The sequence below is a fragment of the Microbacterium sp. cf046 genome, assembly GCF_900114345.1.
Classification (GTDB): Bacteria; Actinomycetota; Actinomycetes; order Actinomycetales; family Microbacteriaceae; genus Microbacterium.
This window is the reverse complement of the sequence record NZ_FOZJ01000003.1, coordinates 1,189,812-1,204,916: the sequence shown is the minus strand read 5'-3', so window position 1 is coordinate 1,204,916 and position 15,105 is coordinate 1,189,812. Positions and strand designations below refer to the sequence as shown.

Here is a 15,105-nt window from a genome sequence, read left to right as displayed (position 1 = left end):
GCGGCGGTCAGCGGATTCCCCGCGCCGCCCACGCGGTGGCGGTGGTCCCGATCGGGCCAGTGCCCAGCAGCTCGAGGCAGCGCTGCCGCACGAGCTCCTGCCGTTCCGCATCGAGCGCGACGAGCTGCGCGCCGGCCGGGCCCACTCCCAGCGTGTACGGCTCCCACCACTCCTCGAACGTGGCGGACGTGACAGTCACGGAGATCTCGGTCTCTTCGACGTCGCGGCATCCGGCCTTCTCCAGGAGCGATACGAGCTCGCCTCGATGGGCTCCTGCTCGCCCGACCTCGTCGTCCGCGTCGGGCACCACCGACAGCAGCGCGCCGAGGAACGTCGACTGCGGCGCCCGGCGACCCTCGAAATCCCACACGCTGACCGCCACGACCCCTCCGGTGCGCGTGACGCGGCGCAGCTCCCCGACGCCGCGCTGCGGATCGGACATGAAATGCACCACGAGCTGCGCGACCGCGAGGTCGAAGCTCTGATCGCCGAACGGCAGCTCCTCGGCCGATGCCTGAAACACGACGACCTCCGGCAGTCGCACGCGGATCGCGGCGACGAACGGCTCCGACGGATCGACCGCGATGACGGATGCCGCGCCCAGCCGGTCGGCGAGCACCTCGGTCAGGGCGCCGGGACCGCTGCCGACATCCAGCGCCGTGCTTCCGCCACGCACGTCCAGCCAGTCCGCGAAGCCGACGGAGAGCGGCCCGGAGAACCGGCCCATGAAGCGGTCGTAGGCCGTGGCCGCCACGTTGAACGACATGCCCGGATTCTAGTTACGCGACCGCCGCCGCGGCAGAGGACGTGAATCGAGACGACCGCCGACCGATAGCCTCGATCCATGGAGGAGTGGCAGGAACAGGCCGCGGAGACGCTCGATCGGCTGACCGGATCGCCGATGGCGGATGCGATCAACGGCACGATCCGGATCGTCGCCCTCTCCGCTCCGAAGGGCCGGCTCCGGTATCAGTCCTGCGAGATGGAGCTGATCCTGGAGGGGCCGGGGCTCGACCACGAGCCGCTGTCCACCGAAGTGATCCTCGATCGCCGCTACTGGCCGACGGCCGGAATGGTGCTGCGCGCCCGGATCTCGCGGAAGCAGCCGCGCATGATCGACGTCAACTGGGACGCACTCGCCCGCCAGTGACCGCACTGTGACCGCAACCTCGACGTCGGCGCCGCCATGGCGCGCATGGGTGATCTGGGGCGTCGGCGCCGCCGGCTACATCCTCGCGATCACCAACCGCACCTCGCTCGCCGCCGTCGGGGTCGACACGGCCGACCGGTTCCACGTCGACGCCTCGACGCTGTCGATGTTCGCGGTGCTCCAGCTCGGCGTATACGGATTCATGCAGATTCCGGTCGGCGTCTGGCTCGATCGCTACGGCGCGCGGCCGATCATCACGATCGGGATGCTGCTCATGGCGGTCGGGCAGCTCGTGATGGCGTTCTCGCCGAACGTCGGCGTCGCGATCGCCGCGCGCATGCTGCTCGGCGCGGGCGACGCCGCCGTCTTCCCGAGCGTGCTCCGGGTCATCGCCACCTGGTTCCCCGCACAGCGAGCGCCGGTCATGGTGCAGATGACCGGGATCTTCGGGCAGCTGGGGCAGATCATCGCGATCATCCCGCTCGCGGCGCTGCTGCACGCGACGTCGTGGTCGGTCGCCTTCGGCAGCGTCGCCGGGCTCGGACTGCTCTTCACCGTGCTGCTGTTCGCCGTCATCCGCAACCACCCGCCCGATCGCGAGACGGATGTCTCCGTCGACACCGACACGGGCTCTATCCGCGTGGTGACCTCCGCCATCGACACGCGCGTCGGCATCCGCGCCGCCTGGTCGCACCCGGGCACCCGGCTCGCGTTCTGGTCGCACTTCACGACCCCGTTCGCCGGCACCGCGTTCATCATGCTCTGGGGCATCCCGTTCCTGACCGCCGGGGAGGGCCGGACCCAGGCGGAGGCCGCGCTGATCACGACCGTGCTCGTGCTGTCCGGCATCGTCATCGGCCCGTTCATGGGGGCGCTGTCCAGTCGCCTGCCGCACATGCGCTCCCGCGCACTGGTGCTGCCGACCGTGGCGGTGCAGATGATCGCGTGGCTCGTCGTGATCGCCTGGCCGGAGCCGGCGCCGCTCTGGCTGCTGCTCGTGCTCGTGATCGCGCTCGCCACCGGCGGCCCGGCGTCCATGATCGCCTTCGACCATGCGCGCACGCACAACCCGAGCCATCGGCTCAGCACCGCGACGGGCATCACGAACTCGGGCGGCTTCCTCGCCGGACTCATCGCGATCTTCCTCATCGGCCTCGCTCTGGATCTCCAGGGCGCCGGAACCCCCGCGACCTTCACGCTCGAGGCGTTCCGCTTCGCCTTCCTGACCCAGGTGCCGCTCTGGCTCGTGGGCGGGTTCTTCATCGTGCTCGAGCGCAAGCGCACCCGCATCCGTCTCGGACTCGATCAGCCCAAGCGGCGCTGAAGGTCTCGCCCGGTCGCTCCCGCGCGGCCGCTCACTCCATCAGGGGTCGGAGCACCCGAGCGAGCTCGGCCACATCGTCGGGGCTGAGGATGCTGAGCGCCAGCGCCTCGCGACGGATGAGCTCGGTCATCGCGGCATCCACCCGAGTACGCCCATCCTCGGTGAGTCGCACGAGCACGCTGCGCCCGTCGCTCGGGTGAGACAGCCGCTCGACGCAGCCGCGATCCACCAGGTGCGTGATCCGATTCGTCATCGCGGCGCTGCCGATCATTGTCCGCTGGATCAGCTGCGCCGGGCTCAATTCGTGCGGCGGGTCCGCTCGTCGGAGCGCCGCCAGCACGTCGAACTCCCACGAGGCCAGGCCCGCGGTCGCGAATGCGCCGGCCCGGATGCGGCCGAGACGGATCGACACCCTGCGCAGGCGCGACATGACTTCGAGCGGCGTCACATCCACGTCGGGCAGCCGCCGGGCCCACGCCGCGATCAGGGCGTCGACGTCGTCGCGGTCATCCTTGGGCACACCTCGACGCTACCGATGCCCCCGTCGGCCGTCGACCATCGCCGCGATCGAGGTCGGCCGCGCCGCCATACTCGTACCCATGACCGTCATCATCGTCGAGGGCGAGAGCGACCGGGTGGCGGTCGAGACGCTCGGTGCCCGATCGGGGCTGCGCATGCCCGAGGTGCGAGCGGTCGGCGGATCGAAGGGTGCTCGCGGCGCGCGTGAATCGCTCCCCGGCGAACGGCTGGTCGGACTCGTGGACCGCGCCGAGCAGGGGGACTTCGAACGCTTCCTGGGGACCGTGTTCGTCTGCGACCCCGATCTGGAAGGAGAGCTGGTGCGCGCGCTCACGCCCGCGGGCGTGGAGTCCCTGATCGACGGACAGGGCGAGCTGGAGGCGTTCCGGCTCCTTCAGCAGCAGCCCGCCCAGCGCACGCGCAGCGTGGAGCAGCAGCTGTCGCGGTTCTTCGGAGGTCGCAGCGGCAACAAGCTCCGCTACGCCCGCATCATGGCGGAGGCGGTCCCGCTGGAGCGCATGCCTCCTCCGATCGCGGCACTGCTCGCCTCGCTCTAGCGACCGCAGACCACGGCGGCAAGCACGGACGAGAGGGGCTGAGCCCTACGCGCTGCCGACCAGCCGGGCGACCTCGCCCGCGCCCGCCATGAAGCTCGCGAGATCGGTCTCCTCCTCGCGCGGCTGCAGGATCACCGATGTGGCGCCCGCTGCGAAGAAGGGCTCGATCGCGTCGGCCACGCCCGCGGCGTCCCCGACGACCATCAAGGCGGGATCCACTGCGCCGTTCCAGCGCACCAGGTCCTCGGCGAGCTGAGCCCGCGCCGCCTCTCCCCCGAACGCCGCCGATACGAACACGATCAGCTCGTGCGAGTCGTCCCGCCCGGCATCCGCTCGTCCTTCCAGCGCGATCTCGAGCGTGCGTGCGACCCGCTCGGGATTGCTCCCGCCGGGCAGGACTGTGCCGTCGCCCACCTGGCCGGTCAGCAGGACCGTCTTGGGGCCTTCACCCGCCACGACGACCCGCGGTGCGGCAGCGGGTGGCCAGTCCAGCCGCACCTGGTCGAGCGTCACATACCGGCCGGCCGTGGTGACCTCGTCACCGGCGAGCAGCGACCGCAGCGCCGGCACGTACTCGCGCATCAGGGTGAGCGGCGAGGCGACGCGCGCACCGACCTGCGCCATCCACGGAAGCACGCCGTGCCCGACGCCCGGGATCAACCGCCCTGGGAAGAGCCGCTCGAGCGTGGCGATCTCCATCGCGGTGAGGGCGACATTGCGCAGCGGCATCGGCGCCACGCCGATGCCGACCCGCAGTCGTGTCGTCCAGGCGAGCACAGCGGATGCCGCCGCGAACGCCGATTCGCGGAAGCAGTCCTCCCAGAGCCAGAGTTCGGGGACTCCCGATTCCTCGGCTGCCTGCGCGGCGTCGCGCAGTGCCTCAGGCGGGGAGTAGGGCGTGAAGATCGCACCGACGCGTCGCATGGGTCCCAGCCTGGCATGCCCGGCCGACACCCGGTCGGCGCTCGGGTGTCACACGCCGGGGCCGGCCGGTGTCTCCATGTCGTAGGACATGACAGATCGACACATTGGAGCAGACGATGACCGCCCAGACCCGAGTTCCCGCGACCGAACTGACCGGCATGTACGGCACGGCCATCAAGCTGGCCGCCCGGAAGATGGTGGGCCGCGTGCCCGACTCGGTCGGTGTGCTGTGGCACAACAAGACCGTGATGAAGGACGCCATGGGCATCGGGCGGAAGATGGACCGCTGGCACGAGCTCGATCCGACCCTCGCCTCGTATGCCGCGATGGCTTCGGCTGCCGCGGTCGGCTGCAGCTTCTGCCTCGACCTCAACTACTTCACCGCGCACAACCGCGGACTCGACGACGCGAAGGTGCGAGAGGTGCCGCGGTGGCGCGATTCGACGGTCTTCACCCAACTCGAGCGGAGGGTGATGGAGTATGCCGACGCCGCCAGCCAGACGCCGCCCGCCGTGACCGATGAGCTGTCCGACGCACTCCTGGTCGAACTGGGTCCCGCTGCCCTCGTCGAGCTCGCCGCCCGGGTGGCTTTCATGAACATGTCGGCGCGCATGAACATCGCGCTCGGCATCCGCTCGGAAGGCTTCGCCGCGGAGTGCGGACTGCCGCCGCTCGCCGTCCCGACGGTCGTCTCGGGTGCCGCGTAGGCTCGCGGTCATGAGCAGCGTCGTGCGCATCGACGATGATCCGTTCGTCGTCCACCGCGGGCTGCTGTTCACGGTCGCGTACGAGATGCTCGGGTCGGCGGCCGACGCCGAGGACGTGCTGCAGGAGTCGTGGCTCCGCTGGGCGGCGGTCGATCAGGAGCAGGTCCGCGAGCCGCGAGGCTATCTGGTCCGGATCGTGACCCGGCAGGCGCTCAACCACCTGCGCACGGTCACGCGGCGCCGCGAGGAGTACGTGGGCGAGTGGCTGCCCGAGCCGCTGCTGACCAGCCCCGATGTCGCGGACGACGTCGAACTCGCAGACAACGTCTCGATCGCGATGCTGACGGTGCTCGAGACGCTCGGTCCGTCCGAGCGTGCCGTCTTCGTGCTTCGCGAGGTCTTCGACATGCCCTACGACGAGATCGCGGATGCCGTCGGCAAGACGCCTGCCGCCGTTCGGCAGATCGCGCATCGCGCGAAGGACCACGTCGCGGCCCGGCGCCCGAGGGTGCGGGTCGTGCGTGCTGAGCACGAGGAGGTGGTGGATCGCCTGATCACCGCACTGAACACCGGCGATCTGCAAGGACTCATGGACGTCCTCGCGCCCGACGTGGTCTCGGTCGCCGACAGCGGCGGCAAGGTCCGTGGGGCGGCGCGACGGCCGATCGTCGGTGCGCAGCGGCTGGCCCGGTATCTCGTCGGCGGGATCGCGAAGGTCGACGGAGTGCTGCTCGCAAGCGCGACGAGGGTCAACGGGCTCCCGGCCATCCGGATGGAACTGGACGGACAGCTCGTCGGCGTGGTCAGTGTCACGGTCGAGTCGGGACGGGTGACGCGGATCTACTCGATCGCGAACCCCGACAAGCTCGGGCGGCTCGACGATGAGGCGGCGCTGAGCCGCTGACCCCGGCCGAAGCGCGCGTGCACCCCCGGGCTGAACAGCACGGAGTCCGGCGCACGCGCGCTCAGTCCGCGCAGCCCGGCGGCAGCGCACAGCTCGTCCCTCAACGAGATCAGCCGCGCGGGATGCAGCATCCAGGGTTCGTGTTCGTTGGGCAGCCACCGGGTGCGCCCGAACCTGCGCTGGAACAGGCTCCACCGCGCCGTGAGGAACACGGACAGCTCGTCGTCGACCGTCCGCGTCCGGTCGATGGCGACGGCGAGCTGGAATCCCGGACCGCGCTTCGTCGGGGACTGTGAGATGCGCCGCGAGGCGTACTCCCACCCGTCCGGTCGGGGGCGCTGCTGGGTGCGCGCCCACATGTACGGAAGGGAGAACAGCGTGCGGGCCGCCAGGACCGCCGGCAGGCTGGAGGCCTCGAGCGAGCGGAACACGACGCCTCGCCGGCCGCGCGCATCGACTCCGTAGAGCCGCACGTTCACCTCCGTGAACGATCCCCACGCGACAGCCGGCGGCAGCGGGCCGATCCGTGCGGCTTCCAGGCGAAACGCGACCAGACCCACCCACGACGACCCGTCGAAGACGTCCGGCACGACACCTGCCGGCAGCAGGGGTGCCACGTCGGCCTGCGGCACCCGCCAGTGGACGAAGGCGACGTCGCGCCACTCCTGGGCTGCCACGACCGGGCCGCCCAACGGCGGTGCGGTCCTCGAGATCTCCATCCGACGCTCTCGAGCCCACTCGCCGCCGCTAGCCGTCGGCTCCCCCGGACTTCGCCGCATCCACCACTTCGCGGATCGAGTCGATCACGAGCTGCGGGTTGCCGAGGTGGATGTAGTGGTCGCTGTGCGTGTCGGTCACGTGCTTCGCATGGACGAACTTCGAGGTCAGCTTGCCCTGTGCGGCCAGCTGTGCCGCCCACAGGGCATCGGCCACCGACTGGTCGAGGCCTGCCGGCAGCTGACCCGATGCGATCAGCTCGGGTGTCAGTTGCGATGTGTCGGCGGTCAGGATGATGACCGGAACATCGGGCACCGGGTCGGAGTCGCGCAGCTGAGCGACGACGGTGGACAGGTCGAAGGACTCGGCATCCGGCTGAGTCGGCGCGTTGAGCTGCTCGATGAGGACCCGCTGCTCGGGGGTCAATTCCGCGTCGAGATCCTCCGAGAGCCCGTCGATCACCACCAGCCCTGCCACCTGGTCGGGGTGGTCGCTCGCGAACAGCCGGATGATCGGACCGCCGTAGGAGTGGCCCACGAGGACGAACGGCCCGGTCTCGCCCGAGGCGGCGAGCAGCTTCTCGAGGTCGTCCACGGAGGTCTGCGGGCTCGTGGGCTGGGCCACGGCGGTGGACCTGTCGCTCGTGCCCGGCCGGTCGTAGGCGCAGACCCGGGTGAATTCCGCGACCTCGCCGTAGACCGTCGGGGTGTCGGACCCCTCCGCGCCGGGCGTACTCCAGATCTCTGCGCTGTCGCCAACCCCCGACACGAGGATCACCGTCGGCGAGCCGCTGCCGTGGCACTCCAGATAGATCTCGCGCCCGTCGCCGATGTCCACCGCGCCCGCCCTGCCCGCGGGCGTCTCGCTCGCGGTGGCCGACGGCGCCGGCGTTCCCGCCGGTGAGCACGCCGTCAGCACTGCGGTCGCGCCGACGACCGCGGCCACGGCCAGTGCCCACCGCTTCGAACGTCGCGCATCCTCACGCATTCGCATAGCTCAGCATCCCACCGCGCGGGGCACCGCGTCACGGTCGCGCGACTCGGCGTCAGCCGCCGGTCTCAGGCGCGCTGTCATCGGGCTCGGTCTCGAGCGCGTCGCGGTTGAAGAACCACATCTTGGCGAAATAGACGCCGCCGGCGAGGATGAGCCCGACGTCGATCAGCACGGAGACGAGCGCGCCCGGCGGAGTGACGAGCACGAAGAGCGCGAGCGCGACCCACACGAGCGCGGCGACGGCGACCGGCATCTCGAATCGCCCCAGGCTGAACCCGCCCTCTTTTCGTTCCAGGCGCTTGCGCACGACGAGGTACAGCACGACGACGGCGCCGTAGATCAGCGCCGGCAGGATCGTCGATGCGATGATCAGCTGCAGCAGCGCGGCGCCCGGCAGCGCGAGCATCAGCACCACGCCGACGATGAGGATCAGGATCGTCGCCGGGATCGGCGTCCGCGTGCGGGGGCTGACCCGCCGCAGCACCGCGTGCGCGGGGAACCGCGAGTCGCGCGCCATCGCGAACACCTGGCGGGAGCATGCGGCCATGACCACCATGCCGGCACCGAACATCGCGAGCACCATGCCCGCGAGCAGGATCCGCTCCACCACCGGACCGAGCTGGTCGCCGATGATCGTCGCGACCGGCGAGCCGCTCTGGGTGACGGCGGTGACGTCCTTGATCGCGGTCGTCAGCGCGATGAGGAACACGAAGCCGAGCACGGCGGCCGCGATGACGGAGCCGACGATCGCCCGCGGCACGCTGCGGAACGGGTCCTTCGCCTCTTCGGCGAGGTTGGCTGCGGAATCGAAGCCGACGAGGGTGGTCAGCCCCATGATCATGCCCGCCATCAGTCCGCCGCCGACCGCGAAGTAGCTCGGGGAGTCGGCCGTCACACCCCGCGACACCAGGTTGCCCGGATCGCCGCTGCCCGTGAACACCATCACCGCGGCGAGCGCGATCACCAGCACGACGACGATCGCCAGCTCGATGCCGACGGCTCCCGCGGTGACGAGCCCGAGCAGCCGGGTCGAGGCGATCACCAGGAGCGCCTGCGCGATCATGATCGCGACCGTCAGCCACCGCGCGGTGCCCTCGTCGCTCGGGATGCCGAGCAGCGGCATCAGCGCCTGGCTCGCCAGCGCGTTGTCCATCGCGACCACCCCGATCGCCAGGTACCAGAAGCTCAGCCAGCCGAACAGCCACCCGACTTTGGGGTTCGCGAGCCGAGACGCCCATTGGTAGGACGATCCGCTCAGTGCGATCCGCGCCGCGAACTGCGCCACCACCAGTGCCACCAGCGTCTGCCCGACGGCGGCGAGGAGCCACAGCCAGATGCCGACCGGCCCTGCGCTCTGCAGCGTGTCGTCGTATGTCGCGAAGATGCCCACGGCGACCGAGATGAACGCGAATGAGATCGCGAAGACCTGGAAGGAACCGAGCGTCCTCTTGAGGCGTGGCTGTGAGCCGGCTGCCGCACGCGGCGCCACGTCTTCGACTGTCATCACGGGGTCCGATCTTCGAGGGTGGTGTTCGCGCCGAGCCAGTCGATGGTCGCTGTCAGGGCTTCCTGCGCCTCGGGCATGTCGAGGTGGAACTGATACTCGTGGGGCAGCTGCGGCTCGTGCGGAGCCGGCCAGAACAGCTCGGTGACCGGCACGCCCAGTTCGTCGAGCCGCTGAGCCATCGGGATGGACTGCAGCCAGGTCAGTCCGTCGCCGTTGCCGCCGCTGATGTAGGTCGGCGGGAAGTCCTCGGTGACGAACTCGATCGTCGACATCGTCGCGCCGGCGGGCTGCTCGGACCAGTCCTTCGTACCGGTGTAGGCCCAGAGGGCGACTTTGAATCCCCAGGCGGGCAGGCCGGTCAGCTCCGCCATTGCGCGGAGGTCGTACACCCCGCAGTTCAGGATCATGCCGACCACCTGCTCGGCATCCAGCGACGGCTCGATGCCGACGAGGTGCGCGTAGCGGGGGCTGGTGATGAGCGTGGCGAGCTGGCTCGCGAGCTGGGCTCCTGCGGAGTCGCCGGCGAGCACGATCTGCGACGTGTCGACGCTGAACTCCTCGGCGTTCTCCTGGATGAACGCGAGCGCCTCGTTGAGCTGCGTCACGGCGGTGGGGTACGTCGCCTCGGGGCCGACGCTGTAGTTCACGCCGATCGTGGTGTACCCCTCGGCCGCGAGGATGCGGAGGTAGGGGTCGATGTTCGCCGTGGAGCCCGAGATCCACGCGCCGCCGTGAATCCAGACGACCGTCGGCCGACGCTCACCCTCGTCCGCCGGTGTGAACACATCCAGCGTGGTCGCCTCGCCTCCGTCGGCGTACTGCACGGCATCCAGCTCGCGCAGGGGCTTCTCGGGCACGTAGGGCGTCATCTCGGCCGCGGCGGCGGCGCCGCCCTGCTGGAACACCGCACGGATCACCATCGCCGACGGCCACGGTGTGATGGAGGTCACCACCGCCACGATGAGCACGATCCCGATCACGACGCCCAGCGAGATCAACAGGCGTCGTCGCCGTCGCGTCCTGCCCGCGCCCGGCGAATCCCCCGCGTCGGCGCCTGCGCCGCTCTCGTCGTGCATGTGCTCAGTGTGTCAGTCCCCCGAGGTCGGGGTAGCCGGCGAACGGCACGGGTCCGTGGGCCTGCAGGTAGGCGCGGTGCACGCGCTCGCACGCCTCTCGCAGCGTCGTCGCCCAGCCGAGCACCTCGCCGCGCCAGACGGCCTTGTAACGGGTGTCGGTTCCGTGCATGATCCGGCGGATCTCGACACGGCCGTACTCCCGGCCCTGCGGGTCGATCAGGCGCCAGACTCCGGTGGGACCCTCGACGGCCGCGAGTATCGGATGCCAGTCGCCCACTTCGGCCGGTGCCCCCTTCTCCGGCCGAGAGCGCCAACGCTACTCGCGCACCTCCGACATTTCGAGGCGCGACCGTGGATCATCCCGCGCGGATGCATCTAGCGGCCAGGAATGCCGCGCGCCACAATGCACTCATGTGGCTCTACGAGGTGCCGATCGCGATCGCCATGCCGCTGTTCGTCGCGCTGTTCATCGGGATCTCGCTGCTGATCGTGATCGCGCTCCGCAAGTGGGTGCCCCGTACCGGAGACGGGGCGAACGAGTGGGATCGAGTGCTCGGCTACGCGATGGCTTCGTACGGAGTGCTGTACGGCGTCACGCTCGCCCTCATCGCCGCCGCGTCCTACGAGAACTACCGAGGCGTCGAGGAGATCGTGTTGCAGGAGACCTCCGCGATCTCCGTGCTGTATCGCGATGCGGCAGGGTTTCCGGAGCCGACGAGCACCGAGCTGAAGTCGCTGCTCGTGGAGTACACCGACCACGTGATCAGCGTCGACTGGGTCAGCCAGGCGGGCGGTGTGCTCCCCTCGCACACGTCGAAGCAGGCCACCGAGATCGCGGAGGTGCTGTTCTCCTTCGAACCCGCGAACGAGTCCGAGGCGAACCTGCACCTGGCCACGATCACGGCGTTCAACGACTTCATCGGCGACCGTGGAGCCCGGATCGGCGCCACAGCGCAGGAGATCCCGCCCATTCTCTGGCTCGTGCTCTACACCGGAGCGCTGATCAATGCGGTGCTCATCGGCCTCGTCGAAGTCGGCCGACTCCGCATCCACCTCACCATGGCGGGCCTGGTCGCGGCGTTCGTCGGCATCGTGATCTTCGCGATCGCGAGCTTCGATCACATCTACATGGGTGAGGTGGCGATCGACACCACGCTGTTCGAAGAGCTCAGGAACGCGCTGCTCATGAAGAACGGCTGACCCGTCGCGAAGCGCCGTCCCACCAGTCCAGCACGCGCGTGCCGATGAGCGTCAGCCAACGAGAGGGCTCTCCCGCGGGAACGTCGACGTCGAACCACGTGCGTCCCGCCAGTGGAGTCGTCTGCAGCCAGGTGCCGTCCGGCTCACGAGCGGCCCGGACGACCTCCACGGCCTCCGCGAGCCGCGGATCGGGCTCGGTCCCGTCGAACATGGCGACGTCTCGGAAGTGGTCGAGCGCGGCCAGAGCACTGTAGCGGTGGCGATTCGGATACACGAACTGCGCCACGAAGTCTCCGACCGGTTCACCCGTCGTCGCCCGGTTCAGCAGGTGACGCTCGAGCAGGTACTCCTCCCCGCCCTGACGGGCCTCGCGCAGGCTGCGATCGCCGGTGATCCTCTCGTACTCCAGCATGCCGCGGACGGCATTGAGCGTCGAATGGAACGACGAACGGACCGAATCCCCCTCCTCGGCCTCGCAGTTCCAGCCGCCGTCGGCGAGGCGGTGCGCGGGGAACCATGCGACGAGCCCCGACACGTCCGCGCCGAGCCACGCGCCGGTCGCGAGCGTGTACGAGTTGATGCAGACATCCACCTCGCCGTCCCAGTACGGCAGGTCGTTGTAATCCCAGCGGCTGTTCGCGTCCAGCTTCTCGGCGGTCCCCGCGAGGAGCGCCGCGTCGACGCCCCACTCGCGAAGATCCTTCAGCACCCACGTCGTCGCGACCCAGTGCTGCCCCGGCTGGTCCGCCTCCGCGCTGCCGAAGAAACCCGCCGGAAAGAACGACCCGCCGGCCCACTGGCCGTCGGGGTCCTGCTCGGCGAGCAGCCTCGCGCCGTATCCCTCGGTCGCGACGCGCGCACGGGTCGCCTCCCACACCTCGGGCGGGGCATCGGTGAGATCGCGCTCGACCTGCCACCGCACCGCGGGATCGGAATCGAGCAGCCATTCGAGAACGCGGGGGTCGGTCGTCATCCCAGCACGCTAGCGAGGGCCGCCGACGTCCGGTACCTCGGCGAGGTCGGCGCTGTCTCTGGCCATTGGCTCCCCGCCGACGCGGTGGCACACTCGGATCATGGCCGAACAGAAGACGCTGCCGACGCGTGCGAGCGTCGATGAATTCCTGGATGCCGCCACCCCTGCGCGCCGACGCGAGGACGGGGTGCAGCTCGCCGAGATCTTCCATGAGGTCACCGGCGCCGAGCCGGTGCTGTGGGGTCCGTCGATGGTCGGCTACGGCAGCTATCGCTACATCTCGCCGTCCAATCCGCGAACGCGCGGGGACTGGCCCAAGACCGGATTCTCGCCGCGCAAGGCGCAGTTGTCGCTCTACGGGCTGAAGGACCTGCCCGCGGGCGCGAAGCTGCTGCCGTCACTCGGGAAGTACACCGAGGGCGCCGGGTGCGTCTACGTCAAGACGCTCGACGACGTGGACCTGTCCGTGCTGCGCCGGCTCATCGCGATCGCCTGGGCGCGCGGGGACGATCCCGAGCCCTCGAAGTGAGCGTGCGCGGCCGGACGCGCTGACGGGCCGCTCCCTCGAGGGAACGGCCCGTCGTGCTGCCAGCAGCTGCGGTCAGCTGATCTTGCGGCGGTAGATCGACATCGCGACGAAGTACGCCACGACGAGGATGCCGACGCACCAGGCGAGTGCGATCCAGATGTCGTCGCCGACCGGCTGCTGCGCGAACAGGTCGCGGATCGTGTTGACGATCGGGGTCACGGGCTGGTTCTCCGCGAACCAGGCGACCGGGGCGGGCATCGTGTCGGTGGGCACGAACGCCGAGCTGATGAACGGCAGGAAGATCAGCGGGTACGAGAACGCGCTCGCACCGTCGACCGTCTTGGCCGAGAGGCCCGCGATCACCGCGAGCCAGGTCAGGGCCAGCGTGAACAGCAGCAGGATGCCGGCGACCGCGAGCCACGCGAGCACCCCTGCGCCGGAACGGAAGCCCATCAGGAATGCGACCCCGACGACGATCACGAGCGAGATCGTGTTCGCCACCAGCGAGGTCAGGACATGCGCCCAGAGCGCGCTGGAGCGTGCGATCGGCATCGACTGGAACCGCTCGAAGATCCCGCCCTGCAGGTCCATGAACAGCCGGTACGCGGTGTACGCGATGCCCGAGGCGATCGTGATGAGCAGGATGCCGGGAAGCATGTAGTCGATGTACGAGTACGACCCGGTGTCGATCGCGCCGCCGAACACGAACACGAACAGGATCATGATGGCCACCGGAGTGACCGCCGTGGTGATGATCGTGTCGGGGCTGCGCAGGATGTGACGCAGCGAGCGGCTGGTGAGGACGGCGGTGTCGCCGGCGAAGTGCGTGGTCATCGTCGTTCCTTACTTGTCTTGGGCGGCGGCGCGCTCGGTGTCGCCCGCGCCGCTCCCGGTGTCGTCGCCGACCAGTGCGAGGAAGACCTCCTCGAGGCTCGGCTGCTTCTCGACGTACTCGACCTTCGCTGCCGGAAGCAGCTGCTTGAGCTCCGCCAGCGTGCCGTTCACGATGATGCGTCCCTGGTGCAGGATCGCGATGCGGTCGGCCAACTGCTCGGCCTCGTCGAGGTACTGGGTGGTCAGCAGGACGGTGGTGCCTGCGGCGGCGAGCTGCTTGACCGTCTGCCAGACCTCGATGCGCGCCTGAGGGTCAAGGCCCGTGGTCGGCTCGTCGAGGAAGATGACCGGCGGGTTGCCGATGAGGCTCATCGCGATGTCGAGCCGGCGGCGCATCCCGCCCGAGTACGTGCCTGCCCGCCGCCCGCCCGCCTCGGTGAGCGAGAAGCGGGCGAGCAGGTCGTCCGCGATCCCGCCGGGATCCTTCAGATGGTGCAGCTGGGCGATGAGCATCAGGTTCTCGCGGCCGGTGAGGATCTCATCGACCGCCGCGAATTGACCGGTGAGACTGATCGACTCCCGCACCTGCTGCGCCTGCGTCGCGATGTCGAATCCGTGCACACCCGCCGTGCCGGCGTCGGGGCGCAGGAGGGTGGCCAGGATCCTCACGACCGTCGTCTTGCCCGCGCCGTTGGATCCGAGGAGGGCGAAGATGCTGCCCGGCGCCACGTCGAAGTCGACGCCGCGCAGGACGTGCACGTCCTTGAACGACTTCTCCAGGCCGGTGACCCGGATGGCGGCATCCGCGGTGGTCATGATCGCTCGTCCTTCCCCCTGAGGCCCAGAATGGTGTCGGTCAGGCGGGCGCGCTCCTTGTCGACCCAGCGCTTGCCCGCGTAGGCGGCGGCGAAGGCCTCGGCGAACTCGACCGGGTCATCGCCGACGATCTCGTCAACAGGGGTCCGATCGGCCGCCGCGCGCTCCCAGAGGTCGGCGAAGTCGTTCAGCATCGTGAGCATCATGGCGGGGTCGCCATCGGTGATGCCGCCGTTGTACATGAAATAACGCTCGAACGCCTTCGCGGCGGTGAGATAGGGCTCCGGCAGCGCCGCAATGCGGGCCTTGTACTGGCGGTAGGCCTTCTTATCGTCGAGCGATCCGGTGAGGAACTCGATCCACTTCGCAGCCATG

General features: G+C 69.6%; 19 protein-coding genes. 7 read left to right on the top strand and 12 right to left on the bottom strand.

Features of this window, described 5'->3' with window-relative positions; all coding sequences use genetic code 11:
* Positions 1 to 7: 7 nt before the first annotated feature.
* Entirely contained in the window at positions 8 to 766 is a 759-nt protein-coding gene (locus tag BM349_RS18030; RefSeq protein WP_091709038.1) for a class I SAM-dependent methyltransferase, read from the bottom strand.
* Between the two features lie 78 nt (positions 767 to 844).
* Here BM349_RS18030 and BM349_RS18025 point away from each other — a divergent pair, with 78 nt between their 5' ends.
* Positions 845 to 1,150, top strand: a complete 306-nt coding sequence (locus tag BM349_RS18025) for a hypothetical protein (RefSeq protein ID WP_091709036.1) — start codon at positions 845 to 847, stop codon at positions 1,148 to 1,150.
* 7 nt (positions 1,151 to 1,157) lie between these two features.
* Positions 1,158 to 2,474 carry an MFS transporter gene (locus tag BM349_RS18020; protein ID WP_254773998.1) on the top strand — a complete coding sequence of 439 codons (1,317 nt, stop codon included), beginning with the start codon at positions 1,158 to 1,160 and terminating at the stop codon, positions 2,472 to 2,474.
* 31 nt (positions 2,475 to 2,505) lie between these two features.
* On the opposite strand, the gene BM349_RS18015 is transcribed toward BM349_RS18020, so the two are convergent.
* On the bottom strand, positions 2,506 to 2,994 hold the full coding sequence (locus tag BM349_RS18015; protein ID WP_254773997.1) for a MarR family winged helix-turn-helix transcriptional regulator: 489 nt from the start codon (positions 2,992 to 2,994) through the stop codon (positions 2,506 to 2,508).
* 79 nt (positions 2,995 to 3,073) lie between these two features.
* On the opposite strand from BM349_RS18015, the gene BM349_RS18010 reads away from it, so the two are divergent.
* Positions 3,074 to 3,550 carry a hypothetical protein gene (locus BM349_RS18010; protein ID WP_091709031.1) on the top strand — a complete coding sequence of 159 codons (477 nt, stop codon included), beginning with the start codon at positions 3,074 to 3,076 and terminating at the stop codon, positions 3,548 to 3,550.
* A gap of 45 nt (positions 3,551 to 3,595) precedes the next feature.
* On the opposite strand, the gene BM349_RS18005 is transcribed toward BM349_RS18010, so the two are convergent.
* Positions 3,596 to 4,474 carry an LLM class flavin-dependent oxidoreductase gene (locus BM349_RS18005; RefSeq protein WP_091709029.1) on the bottom strand — a complete coding sequence of 293 codons (879 nt, stop codon included), beginning with the start codon at positions 4,472 to 4,474 and terminating at the stop codon, positions 3,596 to 3,598.
* 116 nt (positions 4,475 to 4,590) lie between these two features.
* Here BM349_RS18005 and BM349_RS18000 point away from each other — a divergent pair, with 116 nt between their 5' ends.
* Both BM349_RS18000 and BM349_RS17995 read left to right on the top strand, forming a co-directional pair.
* The gene (locus tag BM349_RS18000) at positions 4,591 to 5,181 is read left to right on the top strand and encodes a carboxymuconolactone decarboxylase family protein (protein ID WP_091709026.1); all 591 of its coding nucleotides are present in this window, start codon (positions 4,591 to 4,593) and stop codon (positions 5,179 to 5,181) included.
* Between the two features lie 10 nt (positions 5,182 to 5,191).
* On the top strand, positions 5,192 to 6,085 hold the full coding sequence (locus BM349_RS17995; RefSeq protein WP_091709024.1) for an RNA polymerase sigma-70 factor: 894 nt from the start codon (positions 5,192 to 5,194) through the stop codon (positions 6,083 to 6,085).
* On the opposite strand, the gene BM349_RS17990 is transcribed toward BM349_RS17995, so the two are convergent.
* Genes BM349_RS17990 through BM349_RS17970 form a run of 5 tightly spaced genes read right to left on the bottom strand, consistent with a single transcriptional unit; the run spans position 6,022 to position 10,655 of the window.
* The gene (locus BM349_RS17990) at positions 6,022 to 6,804 is read right to left on the bottom strand and encodes a YqjF family protein (RefSeq protein ID WP_254773996.1); all 783 of its coding nucleotides are present in this window, start codon (positions 6,802 to 6,804) and stop codon (positions 6,022 to 6,024) included. The two genes, BM349_RS17995 and BM349_RS17990, sit on opposite strands and share 64 nt — an antisense overlap.
* 28 nt (positions 6,805 to 6,832) lie before the next feature.
* The gene (locus tag BM349_RS17985) at positions 6,833 to 7,795 is read right to left on the bottom strand and encodes an alpha/beta fold hydrolase (RefSeq protein ID WP_091709018.1); all 963 of its coding nucleotides are present in this window, start codon (positions 7,793 to 7,795) and stop codon (positions 6,833 to 6,835) included.
* 52 nt (positions 7,796 to 7,847) lie between these two features.
* The gene (locus BM349_RS17980) at positions 7,848 to 9,299 is read right to left on the bottom strand and encodes an APC family permease (protein WP_091709016.1); all 1,452 of its coding nucleotides are present in this window, start codon (positions 9,297 to 9,299) and stop codon (positions 7,848 to 7,850) included.
* Positions 9,299 to 10,378 (bottom strand): alpha/beta hydrolase, encoded by a 1,080-nt coding sequence (locus BM349_RS17975; RefSeq protein WP_091709014.1) that lies wholly within the window; start codon positions 10,376 to 10,378, stop codon positions 9,299 to 9,301. The genes BM349_RS17980 and BM349_RS17975 overlap by 1 nt, the downstream gene beginning before the upstream one ends.
* A gap of 4 nt (positions 10,379 to 10,382) precedes the next feature.
* Entirely contained in the window at positions 10,383 to 10,655 is a 273-nt protein-coding gene (locus tag BM349_RS17970) for a hypothetical protein (protein WP_091709011.1), read from the bottom strand.
* A gap of 134 nt (positions 10,656 to 10,789) precedes the next feature.
* On the opposite strand from BM349_RS17970, the gene BM349_RS17965 reads away from it, so the two are divergent.
* Complete coding sequence (locus BM349_RS17965) at positions 10,790 to 11,578, top strand: bestrophin-like domain (protein WP_091709009.1); 789 nt, start codon at positions 10,790 to 10,792, stop codon at positions 11,576 to 11,578.
* Here BM349_RS17965 and BM349_RS17960 read toward each other — a convergent pair.
* Complete coding sequence (locus BM349_RS17960) at positions 11,562 to 12,551, bottom strand: squalene cyclase (RefSeq protein ID WP_091709007.1); 990 nt, start codon at positions 12,549 to 12,551, stop codon at positions 11,562 to 11,564. The two genes, BM349_RS17965 and BM349_RS17960, sit on opposite strands and share 17 nt — an antisense overlap.
* Positions 12,552 to 12,651: 100 nt before the next feature.
* On the opposite strand from BM349_RS17960, the gene BM349_RS17955 reads away from it, so the two are divergent.
* On the top strand, positions 12,652 to 13,080 hold the full coding sequence (locus BM349_RS17955; protein WP_091709005.1) for a DUF1801 domain-containing protein: 429 nt from the start codon (positions 12,652 to 12,654) through the stop codon (positions 13,078 to 13,080).
* A gap of 72 nt (positions 13,081 to 13,152) precedes the next feature.
* Here the strand turns inward: BM349_RS17955 and BM349_RS17950 are convergent, their stop codons facing one another.
* From BM349_RS17950 to BM349_RS17940, 3 genes are read right to left on the bottom strand one after another with little or no spacing between them, the layout of a single operon-like run.
* Positions 13,153 to 13,914, bottom strand: coding sequence for an ABC transporter permease (locus BM349_RS17950; RefSeq protein WP_091709003.1), 762 nt, complete (start codon positions 13,912 to 13,914; stop codon positions 13,153 to 13,155).
* 9 nt (positions 13,915 to 13,923) lie between these two features.
* Positions 13,924 to 14,730, bottom strand: coding sequence for an ABC transporter ATP-binding protein (locus BM349_RS17945; protein WP_091709001.1), 807 nt, complete (start codon positions 14,728 to 14,730; stop codon positions 13,924 to 13,926).
* Entirely contained in the window at positions 14,727 to 15,104 is a 378-nt protein-coding gene (locus tag BM349_RS17940) for a DUF1048 domain-containing protein (protein WP_091708999.1), read from the bottom strand. Before BM349_RS17940 ends, BM349_RS17945 begins: the two co-directional genes overlap by 4 nt.
* Between the last annotated feature and the right edge of the window lies 1 nt (position 15,105).